Source organism: Sphingomonas liriopis (assembly GCF_024211255.1).
Lineage (GTDB): Bacteria > Pseudomonadota > Alphaproteobacteria > Sphingomonadales > Sphingomonadaceae > Sphingomonas > Sphingomonas liriopis.
In genome coordinates this window covers 1-14,188 of record NZ_JAMLDY010000025.1, presented here as the reverse complement: position 1 = coordinate 14,188, position 14,188 = coordinate 1, and the positions used below count along the sequence as shown (strand labels likewise).

16 protein-coding genes and 1 tRNA gene are annotated in these 14,188 nt (G+C 68.4%); 12 read left to right on the top strand and 5 right to left on the bottom strand.

Going from position 1 to position 14,188, the window contains the following annotated elements:
• Window positions 1–54: 54 nt before the first annotated feature.
• The 4 genes from M9979_RS16015 (at window position 55) to yghU (ending at window position 3,186) form a co-directional block, all read left to right on the top strand.
• A complete protein-coding gene (locus tag M9979_RS16015) occupies window positions 55–1,854 on the top strand; it encodes an aminopeptidase P family protein (RefSeq protein WP_254290361.1) in 1,800 nt (599 codons plus the stop codon).
• The gene (locus M9979_RS16010; protein WP_254290360.1) at window positions 1,821–1,961 is read left to right on the top strand and encodes a hypothetical protein; all 141 of its coding nucleotides are present in this window, start codon (window positions 1,821–1,823) and stop codon (window positions 1,959–1,961) included. Before M9979_RS16015 ends, M9979_RS16010 begins: the two co-directional genes overlap by 34 nt.
• 174 nt (window positions 1,962–2,135) lie before the next feature.
• Window positions 2,136–2,210, top strand: a tRNA-Thr gene (locus M9979_RS16005).
• 97 nt (window positions 2,211–2,307) lie between these two features.
• A complete protein-coding gene (yghU, locus tag M9979_RS16000; RefSeq protein ID WP_254290359.1) occupies window positions 2,308–3,186 on the top strand; it encodes a glutathione-dependent disulfide-bond oxidoreductase in 879 nt (292 codons plus the stop codon).
• A 4-nt stretch (window positions 3,187–3,190) separates the two neighbouring features.
• Here yghU and M9979_RS15995 read toward each other — a convergent pair whose 3' ends face one another.
• Window positions 3,191–4,276, bottom strand: coding sequence for a PLP-dependent cysteine synthase family protein (locus M9979_RS15995; protein ID WP_254290358.1), 1,086 nt, complete (start codon window positions 4,274–4,276; stop codon window positions 3,191–3,193).
• A 113-nt stretch (window positions 4,277–4,389) separates the two neighbouring features.
• Here M9979_RS15995 and M9979_RS15990 point away from each other — a divergent pair, with 113 nt between their 5' ends.
• Entirely contained in the window at window positions 4,390–5,658 is a 1,269-nt protein-coding gene (locus M9979_RS15990) for a dicarboxylate/amino acid:cation symporter (RefSeq protein ID WP_254290357.1), read from the top strand.
• Between the two features lie 37 nt (window positions 5,659–5,695).
• Here M9979_RS15990 and M9979_RS15985 read toward each other — a convergent pair whose 3' ends face one another.
• Window positions 5,696–7,477 (bottom strand): AcrB/AcrD/AcrF family protein, encoded by a 1,782-nt coding sequence (locus M9979_RS15985; RefSeq protein WP_254290356.1) that lies wholly within the window; start codon window positions 7,475–7,477, stop codon window positions 5,696–5,698.
• A gap of 59 nt (window positions 7,478–7,536) precedes the next feature.
• On the opposite strand from M9979_RS15985, the gene M9979_RS15980 reads away from it, so the two are divergent.
• Together M9979_RS15980 and M9979_RS15975 are read left to right on the top strand one after the other, a co-directional pair.
• Window positions 7,537–7,968, top strand: coding sequence for a GtrA family protein (locus tag M9979_RS15980; protein ID WP_254290355.1), 432 nt, complete (start codon window positions 7,537–7,539; stop codon window positions 7,966–7,968).
• Between the two features lie 18 nt (window positions 7,969–7,986).
• The gene (locus tag M9979_RS15975; RefSeq protein WP_254290354.1) at window positions 7,987–8,715 is read left to right on the top strand and encodes a class I SAM-dependent methyltransferase; all 729 of its coding nucleotides are present in this window, start codon (window positions 7,987–7,989) and stop codon (window positions 8,713–8,715) included.
• Between the two features lie 39 nt (window positions 8,716–8,754).
• Here M9979_RS15975 and M9979_RS15970 read toward each other — a convergent pair whose 3' ends face one another.
• The 3 genes from M9979_RS15970 to pyk all read right to left on the bottom strand — a co-directional run bounded on the left by M9979_RS15970 (window position 8,755) and on the right by pyk (window position 12,252).
• Window positions 8,755–9,753: a glycosyltransferase family 2 protein gene (locus M9979_RS15970; protein ID WP_254290353.1), complete on the bottom strand. Its 999-nt coding sequence runs from the start codon at window positions 9,751–9,753 to the stop codon at window positions 8,755–8,757.
• Between the two features lie 239 nt (window positions 9,754–9,992).
• A complete protein-coding gene (locus M9979_RS15965; RefSeq protein WP_254290352.1) occupies window positions 9,993–10,532 on the bottom strand; it encodes a DUF4337 domain-containing protein in 540 nt (179 codons plus the stop codon).
• A 265-nt stretch (window positions 10,533–10,797) separates the two neighbouring features.
• Window positions 10,798–12,252, bottom strand: coding sequence for a pyruvate kinase (gene pyk, locus M9979_RS15960; protein WP_254290351.1), 1,455 nt, complete (start codon window positions 12,250–12,252; stop codon window positions 10,798–10,800).
• A 76-nt stretch (window positions 12,253–12,328) separates the two neighbouring features.
• On the opposite strand from pyk, the gene M9979_RS15955 reads away from it, so the two are divergent.
• The 5 genes from M9979_RS15955 to M9979_RS17460 form a co-directional block, all read left to right on the top strand.
• Complete coding sequence (locus M9979_RS15955) at window positions 12,329–12,718, top strand: DUF1244 domain-containing protein (RefSeq protein WP_254290350.1); 390 nt, start codon at window positions 12,329–12,331, stop codon at window positions 12,716–12,718.
• Between the two features lie 116 nt (window positions 12,719–12,834).
• A complete protein-coding gene (locus tag M9979_RS15950) occupies window positions 12,835–13,101 on the top strand; it encodes a DUF2312 domain-containing protein (RefSeq protein WP_254290349.1) in 267 nt (88 codons plus the stop codon).
• A gap of 75 nt (window positions 13,102–13,176) precedes the next feature.
• On the top strand, window positions 13,177–13,626 hold the full coding sequence (locus tag M9979_RS15945) for a nuclear transport factor 2 family protein (protein ID WP_254290348.1): 450 nt from the start codon (window positions 13,177–13,179) through the stop codon (window positions 13,624–13,626).
• Complete coding sequence (locus M9979_RS15940; RefSeq protein WP_340689078.1) at window positions 13,627–13,899, top strand: DUF1294 domain-containing protein; 273 nt, start codon at window positions 13,627–13,629, stop codon at window positions 13,897–13,899.
• Between the two features lie 166 nt (window positions 13,900–14,065).
• Window positions 14,066–14,188 (top strand): helix-turn-helix domain-containing protein (locus tag M9979_RS17460; RefSeq protein ID WP_422922304.1); only part of this gene is annotated, 123 nt, incomplete at its 3' end.

Sequence of the window (14,188 nt, the reverse complement as noted above, 5' to 3'; positions counted from 1 at the left end):
GCCGCAGCCGACATGCCTGTGCGTGACCTTTGTGACCTTTGACGGACCCGTTCGATGACCCATGCCCCCCGCCTCGCCGCGCTCCGCGCCGAACTCGCCCGCTCAGGACTCGACGGTTTCGTCGTCCCGCTCACCGACGAACATATGAGCGAATATGTCGGCGCCTATGCGCAACGGCTCGGCTGGCTGACCGGCTTCGGCGGGTCGGCGGGCACCGCAGTGGTGCTGGCGGACGCGGCGGCGATCTTCACCGACGGCCGCTACACGCTGCAGGTCCGCGAACAGGTCTCTGCCGACGACTGGTCCTATATCCCCGTACCGCAGGAAAGCGTCACCGGCTGGCTCGCCGCGCACATCGGCGAAGGCCAGCGGATCGGCTACGACCCGTGGCTGCACACCGATCCGTGGGTGAAGGCCACCGCCGCCGCGCTCGCCGACCGCGGCGCCAGCCTCATCCCCGTCGTCGCCAACCCGATCGATGCGGTCTGGCATGACCGCCCCGCCCCCTCGCCCGCCCCGCTCACCGTCCACCATGACACCCATGCCGGCGAAGGCTCCGCCGCCAAGCGTGCACACATCGCCGACTGGCTCGCCGGGCAAAAGGCCGACGCCGTCGTCCTTACCGCGCTCGATTCGATCGCCTGGGCGCTCAATATCCGCGGCGCCGACGTGGCGCACACGCCGGTCGCGCTCGCCTATGCGATCGTCCAGGCCGACGGCACCACCGACCTGTTCGTCGCCCCCGACAAGCTCGACGACGCGGTACGCCAGCACCTCGGCAACGCCGTCCGCCTGCACGACCGCGCCGCCTTCGCCGACGCGCTGCAGGGCTATGCCGGCAAGCGCGTCGCCGCCGACCCAGAACGCGCCGTCGCCGCGATCTTCGATTCCCTCGCCACCGGCGGCGCGAAGGTCCTGCCGCTGCGCGACCCCGTCGTCCTCGCCAAGGCGCTCAAGAACCCCGCAGAGGTCGCCGGCCACCGTGCCGCCTCGCTCCGCGACGGTGCCGCGCTCAGCCGCTTCTTGCGCTGGGTCGAGGCGGAGGCGCCCAGGGGTGGCGTCACCGAACTCTCCGCCGCCGCGCAGCTGCTCGCGTTCCGGCAGGAGACGGGCTGCCTGCTCGACACCTCGTTCGACACGATCTCGGCGACCGGCGCCCACGGCGCCAGCCCGCATTATCACGTCACCGAAGAGTCGAACGCGCCGCTGCGGCTGGGCGAGCTCTTCCTGATCGATTCGGGCGGGCAGTACGTGGACGGCACCACCGACGTCACCCGCGTCGTGCCTGTCGGCGCACCGACCGCCGAAATGCGCGACCGTTTCACCCGCGTGCTCAAGGGCCATATCGCCATCGCCACCGCGATCTTCCCCGACGGCACCAGCGGCGCGCAGATCGACGGCTTCGCCCGCCGCCCCTTGTGGGAAGCGGGCCTCGACTTCGGCCACGGCACCGGCCACGGCATCGGCAGCTACCTGTCGGTGCACGAAGGGCCGCAGCGGATCGCTGCACCCAATTACCCCGGCGGCGCCAGCCTCGAGCCGCTGCGCGCCGGCATGATGCTGTCCAACGAGCCGGGCTATTACAAGGCCGGCGAATACGGCATCCGCATCGAAAACCTGCTGCTCACCGTACCGGTCACCATCCCCGGCGGCGATCCCGACCGCACCATGCTGGGGTTCGAGACACTGACCTTCGCGCCGATCGAGCGCGATCTGATCGATCCGGCCCTATTGACACCGGCCGAACGGTCATGGCTCAATGCCTATCACGCTAGGGTCGCCGCCACGATCGGCCCGGTGCTGGATGGGGATGACAGGGCATGGCTCATATCAAAGTGTTCGGCCATCGGGTGATGACGATCGGCGCGTTACTCGGTCTGTTCCTGATCGCGAGCGGGCTGTCCTATCTCGCCGCCACCTCGCTGCTCGCCGCCGGGATGATCGTCACCGGCCTGCGCTGACCGCGCCCCCGCGCGCGCCTGCGCCTTGCGTCGATGCAGGTTGGCGCGCAATTGCGCCGCCAGCCGCACGGCCCGTTCGTCGGTGTTCGCCATGCCGCGACCCTAGCCGCGTCGGCAAACGCTTGACAATCCGGTCCCGGTCGTCTCTAGGCGCGCTTCGCTCGAAAGGGCAGTGCTGCCGTAGCTCAGTGGTAGAGCGCATCCTTGGTAAGGCTGAGGTCGTGAGTTCAATCCTCACCGGCAGCACCATTTTTTGACGATTTCCGGGACGACCGGAACATCGCCGACAGCTGGCATGTGGCGCCGGTGTCCCTACATCGCCCTCGTAACAGACGAGGCACGATCGATGGCGGATAGCGACAGCGCGAACCAGCCCGCGGGCTATGTCCCGCCCGCGGTGTGGACGTGGGACACGGCGAACGGCGGCCAGTTCGCCAGCATCAACCGCCCGGTGTCCGGCGCCACGCATGATCGCGCGCTGCCGGTCGGCACGCATCCGCTCCAGCTCTATTCGCTCGGCACGCCCAACGGGCAGAAGGTGACGATCCTGCTCGAGGAGCTGCTCGCCGCGGGTCACGCGGGCGCCGAATACGATGCCTGGCTGGTCGAGATCGGCAAGGGCGACCAGTTCGGCAGCGGCTTCGTCGCGCTCAACCCCAATTCGAAGATCCCGGCACTCGCCGACCACACGACCGAGCCGCCGACGCGGCTGTTCGAGAGCGGATCGATCCTGCTCTACCTCGCCGAAAAGTTCGGCGCCTTCCTGCCCGCTGCCGGGCCGGCGCGGGTCGAGACGATCAACTGGCTGATGTGGCAGATAGGGTCGTCGCCCTTCGTCGGCGGCGGCTTCGGCCATTTCTACGCCTATGCGCCGTTCAAGATCCAATATGCGATCGACCGCTATGCGATGGAGGCCAAGCGCCAGCTCCACGTGCTCGACACGCATCTGGCGCATCGCACCTATCTGGCCGGCGACGATTACACGATCGCCGATATCGCGGTGTGGCCCTGGTACGGCGGGTTGCTCAATGGTGCCTATGGCGCGCAGGACTTCCTGAGTGTCGGCGAATACGCCAACCTCGCCCGCTGGTCCGACCGGATCGCCGCGCGCGAGGGCGTGCACCGCGGCCGCATCGTCAACCGCATCACCGGCGAACCCGGCACCTTCCTGCGCGAACGCCATGCCGCGACGGACATCGACGCGGCGCTCGCCGCCACCGCCTGACGGTTCAGCCCCGCGGGTCGAGAAAGGCGCGCATCGCCGCCGCCGCCGGCTGCCACGCGATGCCGTGCCCGGCGCACCAGGCGTCGTCGTAATAGGTGCAGGCGTAACGGTCGCCGCCATCGCACAGCAACGTGACGATGCTGCCCTGCTCGCCCGCCGCCGCCATCTCGGTGGCGATGGTCGCGCACGCCTGCAGGTTGGTACCGGTCGAGCCGCCTACGCTGCGCCCGAGCGCCTCCGACAGCGCGCGCATCGCGCCCAGGCTGGCGGCATCCTCGACCGCGATCATCCGGTCGACGATCGAGGGGATGAAACTGGGCTCCAGCCGCGGCCGGCCGATCCCCTCGACGCGGCTGGCGCAGCCGTCGGGCAAGGCGATGACGGCGGGATCGGCGAAATGACGGTGGAAGACCGATGCGACCGGATCGGCGACGCACAATCGCGTCGTGTGACGCTGGTAGCGGATGAAGCGGCCGATCGTGGCCGAGGTGCCGCCGGTCCCCGCGCCGCACACCACCCAGGCGGGCACGGGATGCTCCTCGTGCGCCATCTGTGCGAAGATGCTCTGCGCGATATTGTTGTTGCCGCGCCAGTCGGTGGCGCGCTCGGCATAGGTGAACTGGTCCATGTAATGTCCGCCGGTTTCCCGCGCGAGCCGGTGTGCGGCGTCGTAGACGGTACGCGGATCGTCGACCGCGTGGATCTCGCCGCCATGGAAGCGGATCGCGTCGAGCTTGGGCGCGGCGGTCTGCGCCGGCACCACCGCGATGAAGCGCAGCCCGAGCATGCGCGCGAAATACGCCTCCGACACCGCGGTCGATCCCGACGATGCCTCGATCACCACCGTGTCCGGGCCGATCCATTCGTTGCACAGCGCGTAGAGGAATAGCGAGCGCGCGAGCCGGTGCTTCAGGCTGCCGGTCGGGTGGCTGCTCTCGTCCTTCAGGTACAGCGTCACGCCCGGACAACGCGGCAGCGGCAGGCGGATCAGGTGCGTGTCGGCGGAGCGGTTATAGTCCGCCTCGATCCGCCGCACCGCCTCGGCGAGCCAGCGGCGGTCGATACGGGCAGCGGCAGGCGTACGGTCCATCGCGATCCCCTACACCCGTCGCGCGCGGATCGACAGGGCGGGCAAGCCTTGGTTTAGGGGCGCACGGCCATTTCTTGGCTCGTCCGCGTGTCCCGAGCGCCTACATCGGGGCGATGACCAGACCCTCCTTCGGCGTACAGGTGTTCATCGGCATGGCCATCGGCCTCGCCTTGGGCTTCGTCGCGCGCCAGTATGACGCGACCGGCCTCGCCGATGCGCTCAAGATCATCGGCGACATCTTCGTCCAGTTGCTGAAAGCGCTGGTCGTGCCGCTGGTGTTCACCGCGATCGTCGCGTCGATCGCGGCGCTGCGCGACCTCAACGATGCGGCGAAGCTGGTCGCGGGCACGTTCGTCTGGTTCGCGATCACCGCATTGATCGCGGTGTCGATCGGGCTGACGCTCGGCACGCTGCTGCAGCCGGGCGCGCAGGCGGGGGTGAGCGCCGCCGCGGCGGTGCGGCCCGATACCGCGGGGTCGTGGCTCGATTTCCTGCGCGGGCTGGTGCCGGTCAACATCCTCGGGCTCGAAGCCTCGACCAAGCTCGCCGACGGCGCGGCGAAGACCGGCCTGTCGTTCAACGTCCTCCAGCTGATCGTCGTCGCGATCGCGATCGGCGTCGCCGCGGTGCGCACCGGCGATGCGGGCGCACCGTTCCTCGCATTCAACGCCTCGGCGCTCGCGATCTTCCGCCGCATCCTGCGCTGGGTGGTGCGGCTGACGCCGATCGGCACGGGTGCGCTGCTCGGCAGCGCGGTGGTGCGCTACGGCTGGCAGTCGCTGTCGGCGCTCGGCACCTTCGCGATCGCGGTCTATATCGGCCTCGCCCTAGTGCTGTTCGTCGTCTATCCGCTGTTGCTGCTCGCCAACGGGATGAGCCCGCGGCGTTTCTTCGCCACCGCCTGGCCGGCGATCCAGCTGGGCTTCGTCTCGCGCTCGTCGATCGCGACGCTGCCGGTCACCGAACAGGTCGCCGAACGGCTGGGCGTGCCGCGCAGCTATGCCGCCTTCGCCGTGCCGTTCGCCGCGACGACCAAGATGGACGGCTGCGCCGCCATCTATCCGGCAATCGCGGCTTTGTTCGTGGCGCAATATTACGGCATCCCGCTGCACGGCACCGACTATCTGCTGATCGTGCTCGTCTCGGTGCTGGGATCGGCGGCGACCGCCGGCCTCACCGGCGCGCTCGTCATGCTGACGCTGACGCTGTCGACGCTGGGCCTGCCGCTGGAGGGCGCGGGGCTGCTGCTGGCGATCGATCCGATCCTCGATATGGGCCGTACCGCCGTCAACGTCGCGGGGCAGGCGCTGGTCCCCGCGATCGTCGCCAAGCGGCAGGGGCTGCTCGGTGAGGCGACGACAGGCGAACCCGCGCTCGCCTGATCGGACGCCCCCGCCGCCCGTAGGACGAGGATGACCTTCAATCCACCTTGAACAGGCGCAGCGGCGAGTTGCGCGGCAGCGGCAGCGGCGTCAGCCACGCCGGCACCTGCCCGTGCGCCAGCTGGTCGTAGAAGCCGCCCGGATTGCGCGCGCGGTAATTGGTCGATTCCGAATGGTTGGGGCAGATCAGCAACATCGTCGCGCCATGGCGGCGGATGATCGCATGCGCCTCATCCGCCGAACGGCCGAAGGCATGCTGCACGTCGAGGATCGCATCGCCGTTGCGATGGTACGGCCCGGCGATCGCATCGTGGTGCGTCACGGTGATGAGCCGCGGCCCCAGATCGGTGAAGGTGAAGATCGTCTGCGCCGGATAGCGGTCGAGCGCCTTCAGCACGGTATAGCGCACGCAGCTGCCCGTCGCGCCGTTGACCCGCTTGGTATAGGCGTTGGGCCGGTCGACCGGCAGATATTTGATGATGAGGCCCGCGAACAGGCCGGAGACGATCAGAAACGCCGCCACCGTGCCGCCGATCCGCACCGGCATCGAGCGATGCTCGAGCAGCCACGGCAGCACGATCCAGCCGAGCAACGTCGCGCCCGGCACCGCGAGCAGTTGCGCCGCGGGCCCGGCGCGCACCTGCCACAGCAGCATGGCGCAGGCGAAGGTGACGAACAGCGCCACCGCGCTCCAGCCGATCAGCATCGGGCTGCGCCGCGCGCGCCAGGTGCCGAGGATCACGCCGATCACGCCCACCACCGGCAGCGCCGCGATCGGAAAGCCCAGGCGGAAGGGGTGTTTGTAGATCGGCTTCGCCTCGCGGACGTTGTCGAGCCAGTTCTTCTGCAGCTCGGGCGACACGCCCTCGGGGCGGCCGAGGCATTGGGGGAAGAAGTGGACGAAGCCCGCCGCGATCACCGCCCCCGCCGCCACGGCAAGGCCGATGCGCACCCCCCGCGCCTGCGGGTTGAGCCGCGCCATCAGGAACAAGAGCGCGCCCGCCGCGACGGTGACGCTGAGCCATACCGGAGTCAGCGCGTCGCAGCGCATCGCGTAATTGGCGTTGGACGCAAAGGCCGCAAAGCCGATCGCGCTGCCGCCGCCGAGGCTCAAGGCATAGGCCTGCAGCCGTATCGCCTCGGCGCGCTCCCACACCCAGCGTAGCGTCAGGATCGCCCCCGCCATCGCGCAATAGGGCAGCATTTCGAGGCCGATCGACAGGCTGACCGCGCTGGCGAGCCCGACCATCAGCCCGCCGCGCGCGCCTTGGGCATCGCACAGCCCGGCGACGGTCAGGCTCAGCATCGCCAGCTGCCAGCCGTGATGGTCGATCCGTTCGGGCAGGAACATCAGCATCGTCGCCGACGTGCCCAGCAGGAACAGCACGCCAAGCGGCCACGCCAGTGGATGGATCAGCCGCCGCACCGTCGCGGCGACGCCGAGCATCGCGATCGACAGCGGGATCAGCGGCGCGATGCCGCACGCCAGCCGCTCCGCCCAGGCGTTGCTGGTGAACAGGCGGAAGAACAGGATCAGCCCCGCGATCGGCAGGTCGACGATCCGGCTCCAGTGGATGTCGAAACCGACCGGCGGGTTGAGCCGATAGTTGCGCAGGTCGTACCACGGCTGCCCCGCCAGCCACGCGCGCACCTGCATCAGCCGCATATTGTCGTCGGTGTCGCCCAGCGACAGCCAGCGCACCATGTTCCAGTCGTGCCAGACGTACCAGGTCGCCACCATCGCCCAGGCCAGCAGGGTCAGCGCGATCCAGTGCCGGACGAGGATATCGTCCAGCGACCTGCGGGAAGTGGTGTTCAAGCGGCTGACCCTCGAATGGACTGTTTCGTTCGCGATGCATTGCCTTTAGGGCGGGCGCGATGGCGAGGGAAGCATCCGGACGGCTGGACGAATGGCGCAACAGCGGCCTGCTGGGGCAGATCGTCCGTTTCGGGATCGCCGGCGGTATCTCGACGCTGATCTATTCGGCGGTCTACCTGCCGCTCACCGCCTGGGTCTTTCGCCGCGAACATGCGGTCTATGCCGTCCCCTTCGCCTTCGCGGTCGCGGTCAGTGCAGGCTATATCCTGCACAGCCGCTGGAGCTTCAAGGGGCATGGCACGCGCTCGCCCGGAATGCGGCAACAGGCGCAGTTCGTCGGCGTGCAGGCGTCGGGCATGGCGCTGAATGCGCTCGTCACCTGGATCGGCACCGCGCATTTCGGGCTGCCCGCCTGGGCGCCATTGCTCCCCGCCGTGGCGCTGGCCACGGTCTTCACCTTCATCCTCAATCGCTGGCTGGTATTCGCGTAACATGGCCAAGGACTTCTGATGGATCGCATCGTCTACGACCGCATGGCCGCGCATGATTCCACCCATTGGTGGTATCGCGCCCGCCGCGACATCCTGAGCGATTACCTGACCCGCTACGGCAATGTCCCCAAGGGCGCGCGCATCCTCGAGATCGGCTGCGGCACCGGCCATAACCTGCCGATGCTGGCGAGCTTCGGCGAGGTGGATGCGATCGAGATCGACCCCGCCGCCCGCGCCATCGCCGGCGAACGGCTCGGCAAGCCGGTCGGCGACGCGCCGCTGCCCGACCTGCCCGGCGTCACGCGCGGGAGCTACGATCTCGTCGCGGTGCTCGACGTGGTCGAGCATATCGCGGACGACGTCGCCGCGCTGAAGGGCATGGCCAGCCTGCTCAAGCCCGGCGGCAAGATCCTGATCGCGGTACCCGCGCACCAGTGGCTGTGGAGCGCGCACGACGTGGTGAACCATCACCATCGCCGCTATTCCAAGGCATCGCTGGTCAAGGCCATCGAAGCGGCCGGCCTGCGCTCACGCAAGCTCACCTATTTCAACTCGCTGCTCTTCCCGCTGGCGGCGGCGGCGCGCATCGCCGGCCGCCTCACAGGCCGCGACGACAGCGACGATTCGCCCCCGGCCAAGCCTTTGAACGCGCTGTTCGAACGAATCTTCCGCCTGGAACGCCATGTGGTGGGCCGCGTACCGCTGACCCCCGGCGTGTCGATCGTGACGCTTGCCGAGCCGCAGTAACTTTGATGCCCTCTCCCCGAGGGGGAGAGGGAGGTGGATTCACTCCACCTCGAATTCCGGCGACGGCTCGGCGGCGTTGAACCCCAGCGTCGAATGCCCCTTCACGGGCCCGGCGATGTCGGCGACCAGATACAGTGGCCGCCGCTTCGATTCGATGTACAGCCGCCCGAGATATTCGCCGATCATCCCCAGCACGAACATCTGCACCGCGCTGAGCACGGTCACCACCAGCATCGTCGAGGTCCAGCCCTGCACCGGCGAGCCTTCGAAGAACCCCCACAGGATGTAAAAGAGCAGCAGCAGCGACGCCCCCGCCAGGATCACCGAGGCGTGGCTGGCGAAGCGTAAGGGTGCCGTCGAGAAACCGGTGACCGCGTCGAACGCGAGCCGCACCATCTTGCCGAGCGGATAATTGGTTTCGCCCGCATGCCGTTCGGCACGGTCGTAGGGAAACGGCACCTGCCGGAACCCCACCCACGCCACCATGCCGCGGATGAAACGCGCCTGCTCGGGCAGCGACAGCAACGCATCGAGTGCGCGCCGGCTCATCAGCCGGAAATCGCCGGTGTCGAGCGGGATCGGCGTATCGGTGACGCGGTCGAGCACGCGGTAGAAGGCGGCGGCCGTCGCCTTCTTGAAGATCGTCTCGCCCTCGCGCTTGCGGCGCACCGCATAGACGACGTCCGCGCCTTGCGCGGCCATCGTCGCGCGCATGTCGGTCAGCAGTTCGGGCGGATCCTGCAGATCGGCGTCGATGATGAGGATCTGCGCGCCCGAACACAGGTCCAGTCCCGCGGTCAGCGCCAGCTGGTGGCCGTGGTTGCGCGACAGGTTGATCGCCACCAGCCGCGGGTCCTGCGCGGCGAGCCGCTGCATCACCGCCCAGCTGTCGTCGCGGCTGCCGTCGTTGATGAGCACGATCTCGTGATCGTCCCCCACCGCCGCACGCGCCGCGGCGGACACGCGCGCGTGGAGCAACTCGAGGCACGGGGCCTCGTTGTAGCAGGGGATGACGACGGACAAAGCGGGACGGTACATAATGTACCGCCTTTAACGGCTCGGGCGCTGGTCATCCACACGTAACGTAGGAGTCGCGTGCCCCGCCCTCCGCTTCCGTTCGCCCTGGTGAGCAGGTCGTCGAGGCCCCCGGCCTCGACTGAAACGTCCGGGGGACGTTTCACCTGCTCACTGTCGAAGGGCCGGTGCCACCAACCCGATGCTCGCCCGTGGAACCATGTGCTTCGACAGGCTCAGCACGAACGGAAGAAGATGTCGGGTCACCCCAGCACGCTACTCAACACATCGGGATGAAACCCCCATCCCGCGAACCCACACAGCGACAGGAACAGTCCGAACCCCGCGAATCCCCAGGCCGCCACCAGCAGCCAGCCGCTCTCCGCCAGCGCCGCGACCGCGCAGATCGAGATGGCGGTGGCGATCGCCGCCTCGCTGGCGTCGAACTGGTCGTCGTGGACGTTGAGCGCATCGTAGCGCGCGCTCGCCGCCTTTGCCTGCGCCGCCAGCCGCGGCGCCTCGCCCCGATAGCGCGCGGCATCGGCGGCGAGCTGCGGCGAGGGCGCGCCATGCATCGCCGCCAGTTGCAGCTGCGCGATCTCGGTCACGCGCAACTTGGTGCGCGTCGCCTGATATTCGTTCCACAGATCGACCGAACGCGCCTGCGCCTGGTCCATCGCCTGGACGATATTGCCGTCCTTGATATTGCCCAGCCCCATCGCGACCGACAGGATGACGACGGTGACCGCGACGCGGCGGTTGAGGCGCTTGTCCTTCGCCTCGGCGCTGACCTCGAACTCCATGGCGCCGCCTGTGCCGTCATGGCCGGGGTGGTGCCAGTGAATTGGCTGTCATGCGGGCGTCAGGTCGCAATCGGAGGGCGTCGAGCGCCCCAAAAACCGTTCGGGCTGAGCCTGTCGAAGCCCTCTATCCACGAGCGACGCGCTTGCAGTCAGCAGCCCTTCGACAGTGAGCAGGTGAAACGTCCCCCGGACGTTTCAGTCGAGGCCGGGGGCCTCGACGACCTGCTCACCAGGGCGAACGGTAGTGGGGGAGCGACCGGAACGATCACACGTAATCCCGCAACTCATCGCCGGTGATGTGCACGACATGCAGCACGTTGGTCGAACCCGGCGTGCGGAACGGCACGCCGGCCATCACGATCACCCGGTCGCCCGCATGCGCGATGCCGGTGCGCAGCGCCATGCGCTTGGCCTTGCCGACCATGTCCTCGAACGATTCGACGTCGCGGGTGTGGACCGCATGCGTGCCCCACAACAGGCCGAGGCGCCGCGCGGTGTCCTTGCTGGGCGTCAGCACCAGCAGCGGCACCGACGGCCGCTCGCGCGCGATCCGCCGCGCGGTCGAGCCCGAGGTGGTGAAGCAGATGATCGCGGTCGCCGACACCGTCCTGGCGATCTGCTTGGCGGCTTCCGACAGCGCATCGGCGGTGGTCGGATCGGGGCGCGTCACCGTGAAGTGGATGCGGTCGCCATGCATCGGGTCGCCCTCGACCGAGATGCCGATCGCGTTCATCATCGCGACCGATTCGACCGGCCACGCGCCCGCCGCGCTTTCCGCCGACAGCATGATCGCGTCGGCGCCATCGTAGATCGCGGTGGCGACGTCGGACACTTCGGCGCGCGTCGGCGACGGGCTCTGGATCATCGATTCGAGCATCTGCGTCGCGACCACCACCGGGCGGCCGAGCCGGCGCGACGTCTCGACGATCCGTTTCTGCAGCGGCGGTACCGTCTGCGGGGGCAGTTCGACGCCGAGGTCGCCGCGCGCGACCATGACGCCGTCGCACATTTCGACGATCTCCTCGAGCCGATCGATCGCCGCGGGCTTCTCGATCTTGGCGAGCAGCGCCGCCTTGCCGCCGATCAGTTTGCGCGCCTCGGCGAGATCCTCGGGCCGCTGCACGAACGACAGCGCGATCCAGTCGACCCCCTGCTCGACCGCGAAGGCGAGGTCGCTGCGATCCTTTTCGGTCAGCGCCGCCATCGGCAGCACGACGTCGGGAACGTTCAGCCCCTTGTTGTTCGACAGCGCGCCGCCGACTTCGACCATCGTCTCGATCCGCTCGGGTCCGTGATCGGTGACACGCAGCACGAGCTTGCCGTCGTCGAGCAGCAGCCGCGCGCCCGGTTCGATCGCGGCGAAGATCTCCTTGTGCGGCAGCTCGACGCGGGTGGCGTCGCCCGGCGTCTCGTCGCGGTCGAGCACGAAGGTGCTGCCGCTCTCCAGCACCGTCCGGCCGCCCTCGAACTTGCCGACGCGCAGCTTGGGCCCCTGCAGATCGGCGAGGATCGTGGTGGGGCGCTGGAACTGCTTTTCGAGCCCGCGGATCGCCTGGATCACCGCGACCTTCGACTGCTGGTCGCCATGGCTCATGTTGATGCGGAAGGCATCGGCGCCCGCCTGGAACAGCGTCGCGATCATCTCCGGCGTGTTGCTCGCCGGACCGAGCGTCGCGAGCACGCGCACTTTCCGCGATCGGGGCGCAATGGCAGTCGTCATAGAAAGGGGCTCCTGGGGAATGGCCGCGCCCCCCTCTAAACCCTATCTAACGTCGATCAACTTCGGAAAGGCTCCCATGACCGACAAACTTGCCGCGCTGCCCGATGCGGTCGCCGCGCAGGCGTTCCGCCGCCTGGTCCGCCATCTGCGCCACCGCACCGACGCGCAGAACGTCGACCTGATGGGCCTGTCGGGCTTCTGCCGCAACTGCCTGTCCGACTGGATCGAGGAGGCGGGCGGCATGAACAAGGCGGAGGCGCGCGAGACGATCTACGGCATGCCGCAGGCGGAGTGGAAGGCGCGCTACCAGACCGAGGCGACGCCCGAACAGCTCGCCCGCATGGACGAGAGCCTGAAGCGCAACGCCACAGATGACGGGGCCCGCGAGGAAGCACTGGACGAGGCGCTCGACGAATCGTTCCCGGCGAGCGATCCGCCGGCGATGACCGAGCCTGGCCGGGGATGAGGGCCGGGGTTGAGCCCGACGTGGTAAACGCCTAGACGCCCGCCCCTACCGGTCGCGACCGGTATCCTTTTCACGCGAATCAGAAGGGCCGCAGGGATCTGCGGCGGGGTGGGACGATGGCGGACGAACGGCAAGAAGGCATGGGCGGCGGTCAGGTCGCGGCGGACGAACTGCGCCTGCTGATCGAGCGCGCCGAGCGGCTCGAGGAAGAGAAGAAGGGCATCGCCGACGACATCAAGGACGTGATGGCCGAGGCCAAGGGCCGCGGCTACGACCCCAAGGCGATCCGCAAGATCCTGTCGATCCGCAAGAAGAAGAAGGAAGAATATCAGGAGGAGGAAGCGATCCTCGAGGTGTACATGCAGGCGCTCGGCATGATCTGAGCGCCCACGGCGGCTTGACCCGGTCGCCGGCAGCGTATTACTCGCGTGCATCACCTGCACGATGGAGCCTGCCGGATGCCATTCAGTCTTGCCGCCGCACTGGTCGCCACGACGATGGTGACGCCCGTCGCGGCGGCGGCCACGCCCGACGCCGCAGCGCTGGAGCGGGTGGTCGACCGTTTCAACGCTGCGCGCGCCGCTTTCGATAGCGCGCAGCTCGCCGAGACGCTGGCGTCCGACTATCAGGAAATCTCGCCGATCGGCGACGTCGATGACCGTGCCAAGGTGCTCGGCTTCTACGCCCCCGACCAGCGCAAGCCGGGGCCGGCCCTGCAGAGCAGCGAACGGCTCACCACGCTGCACGGCGCGTTCGGCATCGAGACCGAACGCCTGTCGTTCACGATGGCACGGCCCGACGGCACGTCGCTCACCCGCGCGCTGCGCGTCCGCTACGTCGCCGTCCGCAGCGGCGCTGGCTGGAAACTCGTCTCGGCGCAATATACCCCGCTGCCGCCGGCGAAATAGGTGACGGTCGCGCTGCTGCCCGCCTTCGTCGCGATCAATCTGCTGACGGTGCTGGCCTTCATGCATGACAAGGCGCGCGCAACGTCCGGTGGCTGGCGGGTGCGCGAATCGACGTTGCTGGGCCTTGCCGCACTGGGCGGATCGCCGGGCGCGCTATGGGCACGGCAGCGCTTCCGGCACAAGACGCGCAAACAGCCGTTCGCGACGTACCTCGACCTGATCGCGATGGTGCATGCGGGGCTGGCGATGGGGTTGGCGACGCTGTTGGTGTGACGGCGACGCAGGACGGTGGCTCTGTATACCGTCAGCCCCACTGACCCCGTCATGCCGGACTTGTTCCGGCATCCACGGTTCCGCACATCCCAGGTCTTCGGGCGCGCGGATCGGTGGCCCCCCCTGAGTTCACAAACGAAGTGCAACACCTGAGACAGGTGCTGCTATGTCGACCTATCGCCAGCTATCGCTTGAAGAACGATGTTCGATTGCCCGGCTTCATGAAGCCGGGCAATCGATCCGGCAAATCGCTGCAACTCTGGATCGCCAGCCGTCGACCGTCTCGCGC

What these genes read in the sequence shown, in the direction of transcription:
- M9979_RS15955 (WP_254290350.1), top strand. Translation starts at nt 12,329, where the DNA reads ATGACCGACAAACTTGCCGCGCTGCCCGATGCGGTCGCCGCGCAGGCG.
- M9979_RS15975 (WP_254290354.1), top strand. Translation starts at nt 7,987, where the DNA reads ATGGATCGCATCGTCTACGACCGCATGGCCGCGCATGATTCCACCCAT.
- M9979_RS15945 (WP_254290348.1), top strand. Translation starts at nt 13,177, where the DNA reads ATGCCATTCAGTCTTGCCGCCGCACTGGTCGCCACGACGATGGTGACG.
- M9979_RS16010 (WP_254290360.1), top strand. Translation starts at nt 1,821, where the DNA reads ATGGCTCATATCAAAGTGTTCGGCCATCGGGTGATGACGATCGGCGCG.
- M9979_RS15995 (WP_254290358.1), bottom strand. Translation starts at nt 4,276, where the DNA reads ATGGACCGTACGCCTGCCGCTGCCCGTATCGACCGCCGCTGGCTCGCC.
- M9979_RS15980 (WP_254290355.1), top strand. Translation starts at nt 7,537, where the DNA reads ATGGCGAGGGAAGCATCCGGACGGCTGGACGAATGGCGCAACAGCGGC.
- M9979_RS16015 (WP_254290361.1), top strand. Translation starts at nt 55, where the DNA reads ATGACCCATGCCCCCCGCCTCGCCGCGCTCCGCGCCGAACTCGCCCGC.
- M9979_RS15970 (WP_254290353.1), bottom strand. Translation starts at nt 9,753, where the DNA reads ATGTACCGTCCCGCTTTGTCCGTCGTCATCCCCTGCTACAACGAGGCC.
- pyk (WP_254290351.1), bottom strand. Translation starts at nt 12,252, where the DNA reads ATGACGACTGCCATTGCGCCCCGATCGCGGAAAGTGCGCGTGCTCGCG.
- M9979_RS15990 (WP_254290357.1), top strand. Translation starts at nt 4,390, where the DNA reads ATGACCAGACCCTCCTTCGGCGTACAGGTGTTCATCGGCATGGCCATC.
- yghU (WP_254290359.1), top strand. Translation starts at nt 2,308, where the DNA reads ATGGCGGATAGCGACAGCGCGAACCAGCCCGCGGGCTATGTCCCGCCC.
- M9979_RS15950 (WP_254290349.1), top strand. Translation starts at nt 12,835, where the DNA reads ATGGCGGACGAACGGCAAGAAGGCATGGGCGGCGGTCAGGTCGCGGCG.
- M9979_RS15965 (WP_254290352.1), bottom strand. Translation starts at nt 10,532, where the DNA reads ATGGAGTTCGAGGTCAGCGCCGAGGCGAAGGACAAGCGCCTCAACCGC.